An 18941-nucleotide genomic window follows, 5' to 3' on the forward strand; every position below is an offset into this window, starting at 1 on the left:
TGGCTTTTTTCTATTCAATGATGGTGGCATTAAAGCCGTCCCTCTTCAGACTCCCGGCAAGTTTCTCGGCAAGCTGCTTTTCTGAAAATGCAACTTGAACTTTATATTGTTTGATTTTATCATTCTTTCTCAAGCCGTATTGTTCGGCGATTGCTTTTACTATGGCTTGTGCACAGCGTTTTCGATAGAGAGGGGTCCGGAGAAGGGAAGCTTCTTCTTTATTGGTCATAAACCCGCATTCCACAAGTACAGCAGTCATTTTTGTCTCACGAAGAACCTGGAATTCAGCTGTTTTGACTCCCCGGTCCCGCAAGCCTGTAGAACTGATTAAGTTTCGCTGTATCTTTTGGGCTAATGCCAGCGCTTCCCGAGGTTTTGAAGGGTAGACATATGTCTCAATTCCGCCTGCACTGTTCCATCCGCCTGTTCCGTAAGCATTGGCATGGATGGACACATAGCAGTCCGCGTTTTGTTTATTTGCCAGCTCGGTCCTTTCGGCAAGCGGCACGTCCCGTACATCCGAGTGTGCAAAGGAAACCACTGTGGTTTGATAGCTTTCCAGCATCTCCTTTGCTAGTTCGGCAACAGCCCGATTGAATTCATATTCTCTCATTCCGTTAGGGCTCCGTTTGCCGGAGGTGCTGTATCCATGCCCGGCATCCAGTATGATTTTCATCTAATCGCTCCTTTCAATAAAAAATATTCTCATGTATATAATATGGACAAACCTTCCAAAAGGACATGGTAAAATGAAAATAGGAGAAAACCCTGATGGGCTTTCTCCTATTTTGCGGCGCGCTGCATCGTATGAACAAATTTATAGCGGTCTGCGCGGTATGCTGATTTGACAAGCTCAAAAGGCGTGCCATCCTCTAAAAAGGAAGTTCGGACAATAAGCAGTACAGGCGATCCGGATTCGACCTGCAAGTGGTTTACTTCCGTTTCCTTAGCGATGGAAGCTTCAATTTGCTGGGTTGCTTCACTGATGGTCAGGGACAATTTTTCTTCAATATGCTGGTAAAGGGACTTGTTGATGATTTCTTCTGTAAGCCCTTTAACGAGATTAGCAGGCAGGCAGGTAGTTTCCAGCGCCATTGGCAGATTATCTGCCATACGCACCCGTTTAATTTCATAAACAGGTGTGTTTTCTTTTATATCAAGCTTTCTCGCCAGCTGCGGCTCGGCCGGGATGATTTCAAATGAAATCAGACGGCTGCTCGGCACCATGCCGCGCTCTTTCATATCTTCAGTAAAGCTGGTCAATCCCTGAAGCTTTTGTTCGACCTTCTGCTTGTTGACGAAAGTTCCGCGCCCTTTTTGCCTGTATAGATAGCCATCATTGACAAGGTTGTTTAATGCCTGTCTGACTGTCATGCGGCTAATCTGGTATTGCTCAGAATACTCGCGCTCAGAAGGGATTGCTTCATCAGGCTTTAATTTGCCGCTTTCTATTAATTGTTTAATATACTCTTCCAATTGGTGATATATCGGGATGGGTGATTGCTTATCGATCATGGGAATTCTCCTATCACTATTAGTAGTGCTCATCAATCCTTACTGACAAGACTAAGTGCTTCTTCATCGGCTATGATTGTCACATTCTCATGAAGCTTCAAAGCTGATGCGGGGAACTGTTCATCAGGTTCTCCATAAACCAGTTGCCTGATAGCTTCTGCCTTGGCTGAACCTGAAGCGAGCAGGATGATTTCCCGGCTATCAAGAATCGAAGCGATTCCCATAGTAATCGCTTGGGCTGGAACGTCTTCAATAGAATTGAAAAACCTTGCGTTCGCCTTACGTGTACTTTCAGCCAGGTCCACGACATGCGTACGGCTTTGAAAAGACGTGCCGGGTTCATTGAAGCCGATATGTCCATTGCGTCCAATTCCCAGCAGCTGCAGATCGATATCTGCCAGATCCTTGATCAGCTGCTCATACCGTTCGCATTCCTGTGGCATATCTTCTGCTGCTCCTTTTGGAAGGTGAGTGTTTTCCAGCCGGATGTCCAGATGATCAAATAGTTCACTATTCATGAAATGCCTGTAGCTATTAGGGTCGAAAGGAGGCAGGCCGATATATTCGTCCAAATTAATCGTCGTGATTTTATCATAAGAAGTGCCATTTTTTTGATGATCTTTAAAAAGTTCAGCATAAACTCCTTTTGGTGTGCTGCCGGTTGCAAGCCCTAATGTCAGATCCGGCTGCTGCCGGATTTTTTCAATCATCATCTGGGCAGCTTTTTGGCTCATATCGTTATAATTGGCTGTTCGAATGATTTTCAAGGTCTTTTCACCTCGCGTTCAAAGGCTTTGACGCCTCTGCAGAAAGTCATGGCAACCTCAAGGTTCTCATCGAGTACAACCAGGTCGGCATCCTTTCCTTCCGAAATGCTGCCTTTCCGGTCAAATATATTGAGCTGTCTGGCCGGGTTGCTGCTTGCAAGCTGGACAGCTTCAGACAGCTGAATATCAGTAAAATCAATCATATTTTTAATGGAATCTTTCATTTTCAAAATACTTCCAGCCAGTGTGCCGTCAGCAAGCAGTGCCTGGCCATTTTCAACCTTTACATCCTGTCCGCCAAGATCATAATGGCCATTTTTCAGGCATTTTGCTCTCATGGAATCGGTTATCAGGATCATTCCATCCGGGCCCTTGGCGTTTAGTGCAAGCTTGATCATTTCAGGCCGGACATGGATTCCATCAGCAATCATTTCAACTATCAATTCTTTGAATAAAAGCGAAGCGCCGGCTACTCCAGGTTCACGGTGATGCATGCCTCTCATTCCGTTAAAAAGGTGAGTCACCTGCTTAGCTCCCGCCTGAACAGCTTTCTCCATTTCTGTAAAAAGGGCATCGCTATGGCCGATTGAGGGGACAACACCGTTTTCACTCAAGTAGCGGATAAATTCATAGCCATTTGCTTTCTCAGGTGCAAGTGTAATCAGCTTGATGGTTCCATTTGCTGCTTCCTGCCAGCGCTTAAAAAGTTCAATATCAGGCTCGAGTATATGATCCTTCGGCTGGGCTCCGCCTCTTGCTTCGTTAATAAACGGGCCCTCCAGGTGGATTCCGATTACTTCCGCCTGGCCAGGAGTATTTTGTTCTTTTTGAAAGTGGGCTGCATTGATCAGCGCGCCTTCTATTTTTTCCTTTTCCTGTGTGATAGTCGTGGCCAGGAAGCTGGTGGTCCCTTCTTCAGGCAGCACGCTGGCCATCGTGTTAAGTGCTTCAAATGTTGCATCCATTGTATCGGCACCGCCAGCGCCGTGAATGTGAACATCAATAAACCCCGGACTGATTGTATGCTCAGGGGAAAGTTCTATGATTTCTGTATCCTGGCCGATGGCAGGAAGCTCCTCCAAAGTTCCAGTTTTTAAGATTCGGTCTTTCTCTATTAGAATAAACCCTTGATCAATCATGCTGTTTTCCAGAATAATTCTAGCGTTTTTCAGTAATAGACGGCTCATTTTAGTTCATCTCCGTTTGAATGATACTTTTATTATAAAAGGTTTGTGTTTAGATGTCTATACCAGTTGGGATAATTAACTCTATCTGGTGTTTTGGTCTATACAACTAAAATAGGATAGAAGGCGGGTGGACGCTTTCTATCCTATTAATTTGAGTTTTAAGGGAATTTCATACAATATATCTGATTATTTAGTATGATATTCCGCAATGGCTTCCCGTAAATAACCATTATGCTTTTTCAGAAGCCTGGCGGCTGCTTCACCTTTTAATCCTGTTAAAATTTGAAGAATCGCAGCCTTTGTATTATGGTTTTGTTCTTTGAGAGCGGCCTGGGCTTCTTCATCAGATGCACCTGTGGCCATTTTGACGATATTTTCAGCACGTTTAAACAGCTTCTCATTTGTCATCTGCACATCCACCATCAGATTGCCGTATACTTTTCCGAGTTTGATCATGGAAGCTGTTGTTAACATGTTCAGGACGAGCTTTTGTGCAGTGCCTGCTTTCATTCTTGTAGAGCCTGTAACCACTTCGGGCCCTGTGATAGGTGCTATCGTATATTTTGCAATTCTCCCCATTTCGGAGTCTTTAGTGCAGGCAACAGCAACAGTAACAGCACCGACTTCATTTCCATATTGAAGAGCACCGATCGTATACGGCGTACGGCCGCTCGCTGCAATGCCGACAAGCACATCCTTGTCCGACAATTGAATATCTGCGACATCCTGGCGTCCCTGTTCACTGTCATCCTCGGCGCCTTCAACTGCCTCGGTCATGGCTTCTTTGCCGCCGGCAATAATGCCGACAACCATTTCCGGGTCCGTTCCATAAGTGGGCGGACATTCTGAAGCATCGATAATGCCAAGGCGTCCTGAGGTGCCTGCACCAACGTAAATCAAGCGGCCTCCTTTTTTAAAACTATCCGTAATTTCATCCACCACTTTTACAATGTGAGGAATTTCTCTTGCAATGGCATTTGGAACAATCGCATCTTCCTGGTTTATGATTGTAATAATTTCTTCGGTTGTCATTAAATCTACTTCCATTGTTTTAGGGTTTCGCTGCTCGGTATTTAGCTTTGTAATATTCATTGTTAATCCCTCACTATTAATTGAAATTTAGTTCCTGCCTTGATCTGGTCAAGGAGTGGCAGATCCTCATCCATAACTCTTGCGATCACATTCACGCGTTCATCCCGGGGGAGATCTGCTAAAGTAATCTGCATCTCGCCTGCGTAGCGGCCGTATAGGATATTATCAACTGTGACACTCCCTTTTTTACGTTCCAGCTGGTTCATAGGTTCCCATTTATTTGATCCCTGGCCAGCATATGACCTTGATTCCACTGACCTTACAACATCCCGGGCAGGATCCATCCGATTTGTATGAGGTTTGTTAAAAAGCTCCTCATAGGTTTGTCCGCCAATTAGCTCGATTCGGAGAGGCACAGTAGCATTGGCGATTTTCGCCAGTTGTGCAAGAGTCCCGTCTTTTACTGAATGATCACCGATCAGCACCTTGTCTGTATAGCAGCTGTTCATCAATTCAGCCGCCGCCGCAGCGGGTGGATAGCCCCGGTGCTTCTCAAGAGTAGGAAGCCCTGCGAAAATGGGTCCGCGATGTTCAGCGTCACCAGGCGCAAACGCCATGGTGGTTATCCCCATGCTTTTAAGGAACCGATTTCGCTCTATAAAAAAGTCTTTATCCAAACCCGTTTCAGGCCGCGGATAAAAATTATGCCAGGCTTCAACATTATGGGCGTTTAATCCCGCTTCCATCCACTCCTGCAGTTCTGCAGCAGAGATAGTGCTCGCATTGATTCCAAGTTTCATTTTTTTAGAGAGTTCAACAATCTGCTTAGAAGTAAAGCCGTAGTCTGCCCGGATTCCGGAGAGACCCCATTCAAGAAGAGTATCGAGCGTTCCCCAGTCCAATCCTAGATGGTCCAATGACTGAGGGGAAACGTCGGCGAGGAGTTCCATTTGATGCTGCTTTGCAAGAGCACCGAGGTTCTGAAGCAATTGTTTATATGTGCTGTGGTCATCTTCGGGAATATGGAGGGAAGTGAAGATGGATGTGAAGCCGTGAGAAGCCGCCCGCGCAATCCATTTTGCATTTTGAAGCTGGCGCTCCTCTGATAGATAAACTGATATTCCAAGCATCATAGTCACCTCTATAAGTCTGAATTTTTCAAAAATGCGACTTCATAAGTAAAGAAGGAGGAATGCTCCTCCTTCTCCTAAATTAGAAAATATAAAATCTTGAATATAGATAACTGCCTAGCTCCAGCGCCTACCCCCTCGAGGTCACAAGGGCTCCTATGGACTCGGGTCATAAGCCGTTTCCTTTCAGAAGGAAGAACGCCTACTTACAGAAACCGTCTTATGCCTGTCGTCCCTGGGCTGTCACCTCCACATTTCTGGCAATCCTCCCAAAAAGGCAAAGAGCGCCTTTCCGTGAGGCTCGTCTTGTGCTTGAGGCCCCCAGGACAAGGAAGGCCTCGTCAGCATAAACATCGCACGACCGAAAGCGACAGCTTTTGGGAGGAGGGGGGCATGCAGACGTTGCCACAGGACGTGGCGTTGGTTAGTCTGCGTTCCTCTGTGGACAAAGCGCTTCCGCTTTTCTATATGTTTTTAGCCATTTCCTCTTTGAATCCGAACATCCATGTGAACAGGAAGCCAAACGCATAGGCAATTAAAAGGCCGATCAGATACAGTACGATTTGATTTGTGTGAACGAGGAAGGCAAGCGGTATGCCGGAAACCCCGATGGCTACTGTAGCAATCTTGAAGAACGCCTGGAAAGCACCGCCCACAGCAGCTCCTAGACATGCTGTTAAGAAAGGACGTCCCAGCGGCAGTGTCACCCCGAAAATAAGCGGCTCACCAATACCGAGCATTCCAACCGGAAGTCCGCCTTTAATCACTTTCTTCAGACGGGCATTTTTTGTTTTGAAGTAGATGGCGAATGCCGCACCTACTTGGCCGGCGCCTCCCATTGCAAGAATCGGCAGGAGCGGATCGTCACCGATTGAGTTAATTAATTCCATATGAACTGGAGTTAAACCTTGATGCAGCCCAGTTACAACAAGCGGAAGGAAGGTTCCGGCAAGTACTAAGCCAGCCAGGATGCCGCCAACATCCAGAACGCCAAGGAGACCTTTTGTGATAATGTCAGACAGGAATCCGCCAACAGGCTGCAGGACAAAGAATGTCGCAAAGCCTGTAATTAATAATGCCAGTGTCGGTGTTACAATAATATCAATTGCTGATGGAACGACTTTGCGGATTCTTTTTTCCAAAAAGGCCACAAGCGCAGCAGCGAGCATGACTCCAATCAAGCCGCCCCGGCCTGGCACCAATGCTTCACCGAAAAGAGTTATATTGGCAAGGCCGGGATTGATTAATAGAATACCGGCTGCACCGCCTAGAGCAGGAGACCCTCCAAACTCCTTCGCTGTGTTAATACCTACAAACACGCCCAGGTAACCGAATAAACCCCAGCCAATCAAATCAAGCATTTGAACGAGCGTGGATTCCGGGTCTCCGCCTGATTTGATGATTACATTATTGATCCCTGCAATCAAACCGGAAGCAACGATAGCTGGAATCAGCGGGATAAAGATACTTGCAATTTTTCTTAAAAATAACTTGAAAGGAGTAGCGTTTTTCTCATTGAGTCCGGCTTTCGTCCGGGCTGCCAGTCCTTCCAATGAAGTGTCAATCTCTTCATCATCATCAATGGATGAAACATTTTTGCCTGTCATCCTGGAAACTTCGTCAGCTACCTTGGTGACGATCCCGGGTCCGAGGATGATTTGGAGTGTTTCTGCTTCCACCACACCCATAACGCCATCAATATCCTTGATGCCATTCAGGTTGACTTTGCTTTCATCGACCGGCTTCACGCGAAGGCGGGTCATGCAGGAGGCCAGTTCCGCGATATTGCCGGTGCCGCCCAACTGCTCCGTAATCTCTTTCGCCAAGCGTTCTTCTTTACGCATGAGTTTTTCCCCCTCTTTTTTTAAAAATGAATGAACGTAATAAAAGCTAAAAAATGTAAATGAATTCGCTTACATAATCATATTACCAAGGTTTAGTATAGTTGTCTATACCATCTGAATATTTTTACAAAAAGCATATCATCATATTTATACGCAGAATATCCCTGAAAATTGTCCCTGTCGAGAAGGATTAAGCATATGGGCCTAGTGTTAATTTTGTAAAAATCGTTTTCAGAAATTTGGTTCTGCGTTAAAAAGTGCTAAAATAGAGTGAAACTTCAGAGTGAATTTTTTAGAAATTATAAGTTACATATAAAGAGATCATCCAGAAGTGCCAGCATTAAAGGAGGAACCTATTTTGGTAAAAGTGCGCACAAAAGATATTATAGAAAAATTTGGGCTCGAATTGATTGCCGGAGAGGAAGGCATTAACCGGCCGATTACGACGAGTGATATTTCCCGTCCGGGCCTGGAGATGGCTGGTTATTTTGATTACTATCCGGCTGAACGTATTCAATTGGTCGGGAAAACCGAGCTGTCTTTTGTTGAAAAGTTAAATAATTCCGAGCGGGAGATCCGGCTTGAACGGCTCTGTACAGATATTACACCCGGCATAATCGTCACGAGAGGACTGGATATACCTGACGAACTGATTGAAGCGGCAGAGAGAGAATCGGTTCCGCTGCTCCGCTCCAAACAGAAAACGACTCGTTTTTCCAGTTTGCTGACCAATTTTCTGGAAAGCAAGCTTGCTCCAACCACAGCTGTACATGGCGTCCTTGTCGATATTTATGGGGTAGGGGTACTGATAACTGGAAAAAGCGGAGTTGGTAAGAGTGAGACGGCGCTTGAGCTAGTTAAGCGGGGACACCGCCTTGTTGCGGATGACTGCGTGGAGATCAGGCAGGAAGATGAAGATTACCTGGTCGGAAACTCACCGGAATTGATTGAACATCTGCTTGAAATCCGCGGCCTCGGCATTATCAATGTCATGACCCTGTTTGGTGCTGGAGCAGTCCGCAGCTATAAGAAAATCTCTGTGGTCATGAATTTGGAGCTGTGGGATCCGAAAAAGCAGTACGACCGTCTTGGCCTTGATGAAGAAAAGATGAAAATCATCGATACAGAAGTTACAAAGCTGACCATTCCGGTAAGACCCGGACGAAACCTGGCTGTCATCATTGAAGTGGCTGCCATGAATTTCCGATTAAAAAGAATGGGGATGAATGCAGCGGAACAGTTCACGAACCGCCTGTCGGATGTGATTGAGGACGGAGACCATGATGATCGTTAAAGAGGGCAAAACACTTTCAATCAAACGTTTGATTGAAAGCTGATAAGCCTGACTAGCTTAGGATCTATAGCGCGTGTGGCAAAAACCACCCCAGAGGTGCATGCGCTTTTCTTGCAATAATAGAATTTATATCTTTGAACTTAGATAACTGTCTAGCTCCAGGCGCCATCGGCTCTCAGGTCTAAGCCAATCCGTCACAAAGGTTAAAAAACAGCCTTCATGCCGGCTTGTCTTATGCTTGCCGCCGATGAGCGGGCGCCTTGCGCTTTTCGATGAGAAGGAGAAGTGATCATGGAAAAAAATATTCAGCCGTTAGATCCGATTGCCATATCCCTTGGGCCAATTCAGGTCCACTGGTACGGCCTGATTATCGGTGTTGGCATTGCACTTGCACTCATTATCGCGATGAGAGAAGGGGAGAGAAGGGGACTCCCTAAAGATATTTTTGCCGATTTGATGCTGTGGGCCATTCCCATTGCGATTATTTCTGCAAGAATCTATTACGTTATTTTTCAATGGGATTTTTACTCGCAGAATCCGGGTGAAATCATTAAAATTTGGAATGGCGGAATTGCCATTCATGGAGCTTTGATTGGTTCTGTCATCACAGCTTATGTTTTTGCAAAGAAAAGGAAGATATCGTTCTGGAAGCTGGCTGATATTGCAGCGCCAAGCATCATCTTAGGGCAGGCAATCGGGCGCTGGGGCAACTTCATGAACCAGGAGGCTCATGGCAGGGAAGTCAGCCGGGCATTCCTGGAAAATATGTATTTGCCTGAATTTATCGTTGACCAGATGTATATTAACGGTGCCTATTATCATCCGACGTTTTTATATGAATCAATCTGGAATATCATTGGGTTTATCATTCTTATATTATTAAGAAGAGCAAACTTAAGGCGCGGGGAACTTTTCCTCTCGTATGTAATCTGGTATTCGATCGGCCGTTTCTTTGTAGAAGGCCTGCGGACCGACAGCCTGATGCTTACTGAGAATTTAAGGATTGCTCAGACGATATCTATCGTTCTTATTATTGGTGCGCTAGTCCTGATTTTTTATAGAAGAGCAGAGGGTCTTGCCAAAGCTCGTTATTTGGATAAAGCCGAGGGGAAATAACGGACAGGGGAGAGTAGAGATGCTGGTTGAATCTTGCAAACGGGGGCTGATGGCCGGCTTAAAGACAACATGGACACTCGGGAAAGTCATTTTCCCGGTCACGCTGATTGTGGCACTGCTTCAGCATACGCCAGTGCTTCCATGGGTAATCAAGCTGATCACGCCCCTTATGAATCTGATTGGGCTGTCAGGAGATGCAGCCATACCGCTTGTATTGGGGAACTTCTTAAATTTGTATGCGGGGATTGGAGCCATTTTAACGCTCGATCTCTCGGTTAAAGAAGTATTTATTATTGCCGTCATGCTGTCTTTTTCACATAATATGCTGATTGAAACCGGAGTGGCATTGAAGGTCGGCGTTAAGCTTTGGGTCGTTCTGGCAGTACGCATCGGACTGGCGCTTTTAAGCGCGATTGTGATCAACCTTGTTTGGCAGGGAGGATCCGAAACTGCTAAGTACGGATTTATTCCGGCAAAAGAAGAGCTGGTATCCGGTGCATTGCCCATCCTGCTGGATGCACTGCAGACTGCATTGCTCGGTATTCTCCAGCTTGCCATCATCGTCATTCCACTGATGATTATTATTCAAATCTTAAAAGATAAGCAATGGCTTGCTGTTTTTTCAAAATGGATGGCGCCTGTGACCAGGGCACTTGGAATGAAAGAAAATACGTCTACAACTCTTGCAGCCGGCTTGCTGATTGGCCTTGCCTATGGGGCGGGCGTCATGATTCAGGCAGTAGAGGAAGATGGCGTCAGTAAACGAGATGTAACGATCGCATTTATTTTCCTCGTTGCCTGCCACGCAGTCGTTGAAGATACTTTGATTTTTGTGCCGCTTGGCATTCCGGTGTTACCGCTTCTGCTGATTCGCCTGGGTGTGGCAATTATCCTGACATTGGCAGTGGCAGCGATCTGGAAGCGTGCTGATCTGGCAAAAAGAAAGGAAGCAACATATGAGCATTAACACACTATTATTTGACTTAGATGGAACATTGATCGACACAAACGAATTGATTATTTCCTCATTTTTGCATACGCTGGGAAAATATTATCCAGACCGCTATCAGCGGGAAGATGTTCTCCCATTCATGGGGCCGACCCTGCATGAAACATTCGAGTCCATCAACCCGGAAAAAGTGGAGGAGATGATCTCGGTTTACAGGGAGTACAATATTAAGAACCACGACGTGCTTGTGAAAGAATTTGCTGGCGTATTTGAAACGGTTCGGACTTTAAAAGAATCGGGATATAAACTGGGCATTGTTACGACAAAAGTTTCCAATGTAGTTGAAAAGGGCTTAAAGCTGACAAATCTTGACCAGTTTTTCGACGTGGTTGTTACGCTCGACCACGTGGATAAGCCAAAGCCCGATCCGGAGCCAATCTTGAAGGCATTAAGCCTGCTGGATGCGAAGCCGGAAGAAGCTATTATGGTCGGCGATAATTCGCACGATATCGATGGAGGAAAAAACGCCGGCACAAAAACGGCTGGTGTTGCCTGGACAGCGAAAGGCCGTGATTTCCTCGCGCGCTTTGAACCGGATTATATGCTGGACAATATGGCTGACCTGCTCGATATTCTTGAGGCAGAAAACCAATGAGAAAAACGGAGCGTTTTCCGGTAGAGGGAGGCAATTCTCTCTGGCATGTGTATAAAACGGTTCCGTTCTTGAAGGTGGTCAAAAACTTTATTGTGATCCAGCTTGCGCGCTACACGCCATTTCTGGGTATGAAAAATTGGCTCTATCGTAATTTCCTGAGAATGAAGGTGGGGGATCAGACATCATTCGCACTCATGGTTATGCTGGACGTCATGTTCCCGGAAAAAATATGTGTCGGCCGCAACACGGTCATTGGATATAACACTACGATCCTCGCCCATGAATATTTGATTAAGGAATATCGCCTCGGGAGGGTTGAAATTGGCAGCGAAGTCATGATTGGCGCCAATTCAACCATTCTTCCCGGCGTCACGATCGGAGATGGTGCGATTGTTTCAGCTGGAACGCTTGTTCATAAAGATGTCCCGTCTGGCGCTTTTGTTGGCGGCAACCCGATGCGTGTCATCTATACAAAGGAAGAACTTGCCGCACGCTGGGCGGATGATCCGATATATGGCATTAATAAAGACCAAACTCCGTTAGCTTAGGCTGGCGGTTTTTTTTATTATTGTGAGATGTTGGATAGATTCCAAAAGATGCTCGATATATTTAGATGCAAGTCTTTAACTCAAATAACCTTTCCAAAAAAGTACAAACTATATGAAAGCTCGTTTTTAAAAAAAGGGAGTCTTTTTTATTTTTCTGATTCTTTTGGTTGACGGCATAGAATTTGCGCGTTAAACTACATATAACTTCAATTTGCTACCATATTAGCGAACTAAAGGATTCGGAATTTTTAAGTCATAGAGGTGAATACTTTTGAGCCGATTATTTATGTTTGAAAAGCCGTTAGGCATGAGAGATACATTACCAGATTTATATGAAAGAAAGGCAGCAGTCCGGTCATCCATCCAGGAGGAAATGAAACGGTGGGGCTATCAGTTTATCGAAACGCCTGCACTCGAATATTACGAAACAGTTGGAGCGGCATCAGCAATACTTGATCAGCAGCTGTTCAAGCTGCTTGATCAGCAGGGCCATACCCTTGTGCTGCGGCCGGATATGACAGCGCCGATCGCAAGGGTGGCAGCATCCCGTCTTTTAAAAGACGAGCTGCCTATAAGGCTTGCATATTCTGCCAATGTATACCGCGCCCAGCAGCGGGAGGGCGGCAGGCCAGCTGAGTTTGAGCAGATCGGTGTTGAATGCATTGGCGACCATACGATCAGTGCGGATGGCGAAGGGATGGCGATGATGATCTCTGCTTTAAAAGAAGCTGGTCTTCAGAACTTCCAGCTTTCCGCCGGCCACATCGGTTTTGTCCGGGACTTCTTCCAGCAGATTTTAGGAACGGAAGAAAGAGTGGAAAACCTGACAAGATTTTTATATGAGAAAAATTATGTCGGGTACAGAGAACATGTTAAGAGCCTGGCTCTTTCATCCATTGATAAACAAAGGCTTCTCGATTTCCTTAAATTAAGAGGCGGGGAAGAAGTCATTGAGATTGCTTATGGCCTTCTGGAAAACGGCACAGGAAAAAAAGCATTAGCCGAGCTCGAACAGCTTTGGGGCATTATGCAGGACTACGGCCAGGAAGGGACAGTTAAATTTGATTTAACGCTCGTCAGCCATATGAGCTACTACACGGGCATTCTTTTTGAGGTATATGCGGAAAATGTTGGTTTCCCGATCGGAAATGGCGGCCGCTATGATCTGCTGCTCCAAAAGTTCGGAAAAGATACGGGAGCAACCGGCTTTGCCATCAGAATGGACCGCCTGCTTGAGGCTCTGGAAGACAGCATTGCGGCTGAACCTGTGTACTGCGTTCTATACAGTCCGGAACGCCGCAAAGAGGCATTCGATTTTGCGAAGAAGGAACGTTCTGCCGGAAAGAAAGTGGTTCTGCAGGATATTAGCGGTGTCAAGGACATCGATGCCTGCACCAGCCAATATGAGGATATTACCTTTTTAGTCGGAAAAGCTGGAAAGGAGAGCATAAAATGAGTGATGTTTTAACGATTGCGATGCCAAAGGGCCGCATTTTTGAAGAAGCGGCTGAATTGCTCCGCCAGGCAGGCTTTCAATTGCCTCCGGAATTTGATGATTCACGTAAATTGATTATAGATGTACCTGAAGAGAATTTTCGCTTTATCCTTGCAAAGCCGATGGATGTGCCAACTTATATAGAGCATGGTGTGGCAGACCTTGGGATTGCGGGGAAGGATGTAATGCTTGAAGAAGAGCGGGATGTTTACGAGCTTCTTGATTTAAAGATCAGCGCCTGCTATCTCGCGGTCGCAGGACTGCCAAATACCAGGCTGAACGATGTTGCTCCTAAAATTGCAACGAAGTATCCGCAGATTGCGGCAGCGTATTTCCGTGAGCAGGGGGAGCAGGTGGAGATCATTAAATTGAACGGTTCCATAGAGCTTGCGCCTATGATCGGGCTGGCAGACCGGATCGTGGACATCGTATCAACCGGCCGAACGTTAAAAGAGAACGGGCTCGTTGAATACGAAACCATCGTCGGCATCACTTCAAGATTGATTGTCAATCCTGTCAGCTACCGCATGAAGGATGAACGCATAAGCGAGCTGGTTGGACGTCTTACGGAAGTAATAGCTGGAGAAGAAATTCGTACTTAAAGTGAAACTTCCATCAGTGGTGTTCTTCCACTGATGGTTAGTTGAACCAATCGGGCCTTTATGGGCAGTTTATCCCTACCTGATTTCTAATTAGGTCTTGATTGAAAATATGAGGTAGGGATATTACTGCCCGTTAATCTGCGATAAAGGATGTAGAGGTCTATGAAAATTTTAAAAGTAATTGACCAGATTTCAATTAAACGGTCTGTTGATAACGGAACAGAAGAACAGCGGGCGATTGTAAAAGATATAATTGAATCAGTCCGCCAAAACGGAGATCAGGCATTAAAAGATTACACAGAAAAATTTGATGGCATATCCCTGGATGATTTCAAGGTATCGCAGGCTGAAATAGAGGAAGCTTTTAGTCAAGTGGATGGAAAAATCCTGGAGATCATTAAAGAAGCTGCCGAGAATATCCGGTCTTTTCATGAAAAGCAGCTGCGTCCTTCCTGGATGACAACAGAAGAAAACGGCACAGTGCTTGGCCAAAAGATCACACCGCTTGATTCAGTCGGCCTGTATGTCCCAGGCGGTACGGCTGCCTATCCATCATCAGTACTTATGAATGTGATCCCGGCAAAAGTTGCGGGCGTCAAACGGATCGTCATTACCTCTCCTCCTGATAAAAAGACTGGAAAGCTGCCTCCTGCGGTCCTTGCTGCGGCCAAAATTGCAGGAGCAGAAGAAATCTATAAAGCAGGCGGTGCCCAGGCAATTGCCGCTCTTGCATATGGAACCGAAACGATAGCTCCTGTTGATAAAATTACAGGTCCCGGAAATATCTTTGTCGCTCTTGCAAAGCGTGAAGTTTTCGGGGACGTTGATATTGATATGATCGCAGGCCCCAGTGAGATTGCGATTTTAGCAGATGATACGGCACACGCAGATGAAGTGGCTTCAGATCTTTTATCACAGGCCGAACACGACCCTATGGCAAGTGCAGTCCTTGTGACACCATCATCAGCGCTTGCAGCGCAGGTCTCAAGAGAAGTGGACCGCCAGCTGGCTGAGCTGCCAAGGCAGCAAATTGCCTTTCAATCAATCGAAAACTATGGTGCTGTCTATGTGGCGGAAAACATGGATGAAGCTATTGAAACGGTGAATAGTCTGGCTCCTGAGCATCTGGAGATTTTAACGGAGAATCCGATGGAGCTTCTCGGACGGATTCGTCACGCCGGAGCAATCTTCCTCGGGAGGTTTAGCCCTGAACCGGTCGGTGACTATTTTGCCGGCCCGAACCACGTCCTGCCGACAAACGGAACGGCCCGTTTCTCAAGCCCGCTTAATGTGGAGGATTTTCAAAAGAAATCAAGTATTCTTTTATACAGTGAAAAAGCATTAAAGGATAATGGCGAAAAAATAGCGGCCTTTGCGCGTCTGGAAGGCCTTGAAGCCCATGCCAGATCCATTGAAACAAGACTAAGAAAATAAGCTGGAGGAATAATCATGGCCAGAACTGCTGAAATTTCACGTAAAACCAATGAAACGAATATCACTCTATCCTTAAATATAGACGGCGAAGGCAAAAGCGATCTGGAAACAGGGGTGCCTTTTATGACGCATATGCTGGACCTGTTTGCCAAGCACGGACAATTTGACTTGAACATCGTTGCAAATGGCGATACAGACGTGGATGATCACCACACAACAGAGGACATTGGCATCTGCTTAGGCCAGGTACTGAAGGACGCTTTAGGCGATAAGAAAGGCATTAAGCGCTATGGAAATGCTTTCGTTCCGATGGACGAAGCATTGGCTCAAGTTACAGTTGACCTCAGCAACCGCCCTCACTTGGAGATGCGTGCCGAGTTCCCGAGCCAAAAAGTCGGTACATTTGATACCGAGCTTGTTCACGAGTTTCTTTGGAAACTTGCACTTGAAGCCAGAATGAACCTGCATGTCATCGTCCACTATGGACAGAATACACACCACATTATCGAAGCGATTTTCAAAGCACTCGCTCGTGCGCTTGATGAGGCAACAACGATTGATCCAAGGATTAAGGGAGTTCCATCAACGAAAGGGATGTTGTAAATGATCGGCATCATCGATTACGGAATGGGGAATTTGTTCAGTGTCAGTAAAGCGCTTGAACGGTTGGAGGTTCCTTATTTCCTTTCTGAAAATAAAGACGAGCTCCTTAAAGCAGACGCCTTAATTCTGCCGGGTGTCGGCTCTTTCAAAGATGCCATGACCATCTTAAATTCTACAGGTCTGGCAGATCTGGTAAAGGAGTTTGCTGATACAGGCAAGCCGCTTCTTGGCATTTGCCTTGGCATGCAGCTTTTATTTGAGAGCAGTGAGGAGAATGGCATGACGGAAGGCCTGAAGCTTCTCCCTGGCCATGTGAGGCGTTTTCCCGGTGCAACAGCAGAAGGCGAAACGTATAAAGTTCCGCATATGGGCTGGAACCGTCTTGAATTCTTACAGGGTTCGCCAATTTTAAAAGGACTTAATGAAGATTATGTCTATTTCGTCCACTCCTACTTTGTAGATACAGATGATAGAGAAGTTGTTATCAGCAGAAGTATGTATGATGTAGAAGTGCCGGCAGTTGCCGGAAGGGGCAATGTGTTCGGCATGCAGTTCCACCCTGAAAAAAGCAGTTCGCTCGGCATGGCGCTTTTACGCAATTTTACCGAGCTGGTTGAAGAAAGGATGTCTGTGAAATGAGTTTTACGATCTATCCGGCAATCGATATGAGAGGCGGCAAGTGCGTCCGGCTGCTGCAGGGGGATTACGATAAGGAAACGGTGTATGGCGACTCTCCGTTTGATATGGCCAAAAAGTTTGCTGATGAAGGAGCAGACTGGATTCATATGGTAGATCTAGACGGGGCAAAGGATGGGAAGCGGGTTAATGATCAATATGTCATTCAGGCTTCCCGCGAACTTGGCGCCTCCGTCCAGATCGGCGGGGGAATCCGTACGGAAGAAGACATCCTGCATTATCTGGATAATGGCGTAACACGCGTAATAATTGGAAGCATCGCCGTCTCCAATCCTGAGTTTGCTATTGAAATGATCCGCAAATACGGCAAAGCCATTGCAGTCGGCCTTGATGCGAAAAATGGCTTTGTGGCCACACATGGCTGGCTGGAAACGTCTGAAGTGAGGGCAGTTGACTTAGGAAGGCGATTTGCCGACGCAGGTGCGGAAACTTTTATTTTTACAGATATCGCAACAGACGGAATGTTATCGGGGCCAAATATTGAAGCTGTTCGTCTGCTTGCAGGGGAAACCGGAAAAAGTGTCATTGCATCTGGCGGCGTCAGCCAGCTGGCTGATTTGGCGAAGCTGCGGGAGTATTCTTCAGAAGGTGTTGCTGGCGCCATTGTCGGAAAGGCCATTTATGAAGGCCGTTTTACCGTAGCGGAAGCTCTGAAAGAGGTGAAGGAATCATGCTGACGAAACGCATCGTTCCCTGTCTGGATGTAAAAGACGGCCGTGTGGTAAAAGGGGTCCAATTCGTGCAGCTGCGTGATGCCGGAGATCCGGTTGAGCTTGCCCGATTTTATGATGAGCAGGGAGCTGACGAGCTGGTCTTCCTCGATATCTCCGCTTCACATGAAGGTCGGAAAACTATGGTTGAGGTTGTAAAGGCTGTTGCGTCTGAGCTTGCCATTCCATTTACAGTCGGCGGCGGGATTAACGCGCTGGAAGATATGAAACGAATTTTGCGGGCAGGGGCTGATAAGGTTTCTCTCAATACAGCTGCCGTAAACAATCCTGATTTAATTACAGAAGGGGCAAATTTTTTCGGATCACAGTGCATCGTTGTTGCGATTGATGCAAAATACGATGAAGACCTTGGTTCCTGGCGCGTGTACACACATGGCGGACGGACACCGACTGACCTTGAGGTCATCGCTTGGGCCCATGAAGCAGCGGAGCGCGGGGCCGGAGAAATTTTACTCACAAGCATGGACTCTGACGGTGAGAAAAAAGGCTTCGATATTAAGCTGACAAAAGCAGTCAGCGAGGCGGTTTCGATTCCGGTAATTGCTTCAGGCGGTGCCGGAAATGCTGATCACTTTGCTGAAGCATTTATCGATGGAAAAGCGGATGCCGCATTGGCTGCATCGATTTTTCACTATAAAGAAACGTCTGTTGCAGAAGTAAAGTCATATATTGAGGAAAAAGGGGTGGTTGTCCGATGAATATTGAAAGTGTAAAGTTCGATGAAAAGGGACTGATCCCTGCAGTTGTACAGGATGCAAAAACAAAAGAAGTATTAACGTTAGCATATATGAATCGGGAATCCCTTTTAAAATCGGCGGAAACAGGTGAGACCTGGTTTTTCAGCCGTTCCCGCAATGAGCTTTGGCACAAAGGGGCAACAAGCGGCAACACACAGAAAATTGTTGAAATGAAGCTTGACTGTGATCAGGATGCGATTGTGGTTATGGTTGAACCAGCAGGTCCTGCCTGCCACAATGGAACAGTCAGCTGCTTTGAGGAAAGAGTATACGGGGAAGGGTCAGGCGGCTTATCTGAGTACGAAATCCTTTATACACTTGAAAAGGTCATTGAAGAACGGGAAAAGACACGCCCTGAAGGAGCATACACGACATATCTTTTTGAAAAGGGCGTGGATAAAATCCTGAAGAAGGTCGGCGAAGAATCCGCAGAAGTCATCATCGCTGCGAAAAACCGTGATAAGGACGAACTGAAATGGGAAGCAGCCGACCTGATTTATCATTTGATGGTGCTGCTGCGGGAGCAGGAACTGCCTTTTAATGAGGTATTAAAAATACTGAATAAACGGCATGACAAGAAAAGCGAACCGGCCTCCGAATAGGGAG

Annotated in this window: 20 protein-coding genes; 13 read left to right on the forward strand and 7 right to left on the reverse strand. The window is 46.3% G+C overall.

Annotation, left to right across the window (positions count from 1 at the left end):
- Positions 1-10: 10 nt before the first annotated feature.
- The 7 genes from MKY20_RS06540 to MKY20_RS06570 form a co-directional block, all read right to left on the reverse strand.
- The gene (locus MKY20_RS06540) at positions 11-676 is read right to left on the reverse strand and encodes an N-acetylmuramoyl-L-alanine amidase (protein WP_251175533.1); all 666 of its coding nucleotides are present in this window, start codon (positions 674-676) and stop codon (positions 11-13) included.
- Between the two features lie 107 nt (positions 677-783).
- Entirely contained in the window at positions 784-1515 is a 732-nt protein-coding gene (locus MKY20_RS06545; RefSeq protein ID WP_009331857.1) for a GntR family transcriptional regulator, read from the reverse strand.
- A 32-nt stretch (positions 1516-1547) separates the two neighbouring features.
- Positions 1548-2282, reverse strand: coding sequence for a glucosamine-6-phosphate deaminase (nagB, locus tag MKY20_RS06550; RefSeq protein WP_251175534.1), 735 nt, complete (start codon positions 2280-2282; stop codon positions 1548-1550).
- Entirely contained in the window at positions 2279-3469 is a 1191-nt protein-coding gene (gene nagA, locus MKY20_RS06555) for an N-acetylglucosamine-6-phosphate deacetylase (RefSeq protein ID WP_009331855.1), read from the reverse strand. The genes nagB and nagA overlap by 4 nt, the downstream gene beginning before the upstream one ends.
- A 186-nt stretch (positions 3470-3655) precedes the next feature.
- Entirely contained in the window at positions 3656-4561 is a 906-nt protein-coding gene (gene murQ / locus MKY20_RS06560; protein ID WP_251156261.1) for an N-acetylmuramic acid 6-phosphate etherase, read from the reverse strand.
- 2 nt (positions 4562-4563) lie between these two features.
- A complete protein-coding gene (locus tag MKY20_RS06565) occupies positions 4564-5631 on the reverse strand; it encodes a DUF871 domain-containing protein (protein WP_251175535.1) in 1068 nt (355 codons plus the stop codon).
- Between the two features lie 464 nt (positions 5632-6095).
- Positions 6096-7475, reverse strand: a complete 1380-nt coding sequence (locus MKY20_RS06570) for a PTS transporter subunit EIIC (RefSeq protein WP_251175536.1) — start codon at positions 7473-7475, stop codon at positions 6096-6098.
- Between the two features lie 358 nt (positions 7476-7833).
- Here MKY20_RS06570 and hprK point away from each other — a divergent pair, with 358 nt between their 5' ends.
- The 13 genes from hprK to hisIE all read left to right on the forward strand — a co-directional run bounded on the left by hprK (position 7834) and on the right by hisIE (position 18937).
- Positions 7834-8769 carry an HPr(Ser) kinase/phosphatase gene (gene hprK / locus MKY20_RS06575; protein ID WP_009331851.1) on the forward strand — a complete coding sequence of 312 codons (936 nt, stop codon included), beginning with the start codon at positions 7834-7836 and terminating at the stop codon, positions 8767-8769.
- Between the two features lie 291 nt (positions 8770-9060).
- A complete protein-coding gene (lgt, locus tag MKY20_RS06580) occupies positions 9061-9885 on the forward strand; it encodes a prolipoprotein diacylglyceryl transferase (RefSeq protein WP_009331850.1) in 825 nt (274 codons plus the stop codon).
- A 19-nt stretch (positions 9886-9904) separates the two neighbouring features.
- Positions 9905-10852, forward strand: a complete 948-nt coding sequence (locus tag MKY20_RS06585; RefSeq protein ID WP_009331849.1) for a nucleoside recognition domain-containing protein — start codon at positions 9905-9907, stop codon at positions 10850-10852.
- Positions 10842-11489, forward strand: a complete 648-nt coding sequence (gene ppaX, locus MKY20_RS06590) for a pyrophosphatase PpaX (RefSeq protein WP_019383318.1) — start codon at positions 10842-10844, stop codon at positions 11487-11489. Before MKY20_RS06585 ends, ppaX begins: the two co-directional genes overlap by 11 nt.
- Positions 11486-12037, forward strand: coding sequence for an acyltransferase (locus MKY20_RS06595; protein ID WP_251175538.1), 552 nt, complete (start codon positions 11486-11488; stop codon positions 12035-12037). The genes ppaX and MKY20_RS06595 overlap by 4 nt, the downstream gene beginning before the upstream one ends.
- 271 nt (positions 12038-12308) lie before the next feature.
- Positions 12309-13493, forward strand: coding sequence for an ATP phosphoribosyltransferase regulatory subunit (locus MKY20_RS06600; protein ID WP_251175539.1), 1185 nt, complete (start codon positions 12309-12311; stop codon positions 13491-13493).
- Positions 13490-14134, forward strand: coding sequence for an ATP phosphoribosyltransferase (hisG, locus tag MKY20_RS06605; protein WP_341000784.1), 645 nt, complete (start codon positions 13490-13492; stop codon positions 14132-14134). Before MKY20_RS06600 ends, hisG begins: the two co-directional genes overlap by 4 nt.
- Positions 14135-14296: 162 nt before the next feature.
- Positions 14297-15568: a histidinol dehydrogenase gene (gene hisD, locus MKY20_RS06610; protein WP_251175541.1), complete on the forward strand. Its 1272-nt coding sequence runs from the start codon at positions 14297-14299 to the stop codon at positions 15566-15568.
- 15 nt (positions 15569-15583) lie between these two features.
- Positions 15584-16171, forward strand: a complete 588-nt coding sequence (gene hisB, locus MKY20_RS06615) for an imidazoleglycerol-phosphate dehydratase HisB (protein ID WP_009331843.1) — start codon at positions 15584-15586, stop codon at positions 16169-16171.
- Positions 16172-16810, forward strand: a complete 639-nt coding sequence (gene hisH / locus MKY20_RS06620) for an imidazole glycerol phosphate synthase subunit HisH (protein WP_009331842.1) — start codon at positions 16172-16174, stop codon at positions 16808-16810.
- The gene (gene hisA / locus MKY20_RS06625) at positions 16807-17544 is read left to right on the forward strand and encodes a 1-(5-phosphoribosyl)-5-[(5-phosphoribosylamino)methylideneamino]imidazole-4-carboxamide isomerase (RefSeq protein WP_009331841.1); all 738 of its coding nucleotides are present in this window, start codon (positions 16807-16809) and stop codon (positions 17542-17544) included. Before hisH ends, hisA begins: the two co-directional genes overlap by 4 nt.
- Complete coding sequence (hisF, locus tag MKY20_RS06630) at positions 17538-18296, forward strand: imidazole glycerol phosphate synthase subunit HisF (RefSeq protein ID WP_009331840.1); 759 nt, start codon at positions 17538-17540, stop codon at positions 18294-18296. Before hisA ends, hisF begins: the two co-directional genes overlap by 7 nt.
- Positions 18293-18937, forward strand: coding sequence for a bifunctional phosphoribosyl-AMP cyclohydrolase/phosphoribosyl-ATP diphosphatase HisIE (gene hisIE, locus MKY20_RS06635; protein ID WP_019383313.1), 645 nt, complete (start codon positions 18293-18295; stop codon positions 18935-18937). The genes hisF and hisIE overlap by 4 nt, the downstream gene beginning before the upstream one ends.
- Positions 18938-18941 lie beyond the last annotated feature (4 nt).

The sequence above is a fragment of the Cytobacillus sp. FSL W8-0315 genome (assembly GCF_038002905.1).
GTDB classification, from domain to species: domain Bacteria; phylum Bacillota; class Bacilli; order Bacillales; family Cytobacillaceae; genus Cytobacillus; species Cytobacillus pseudoceanisediminis.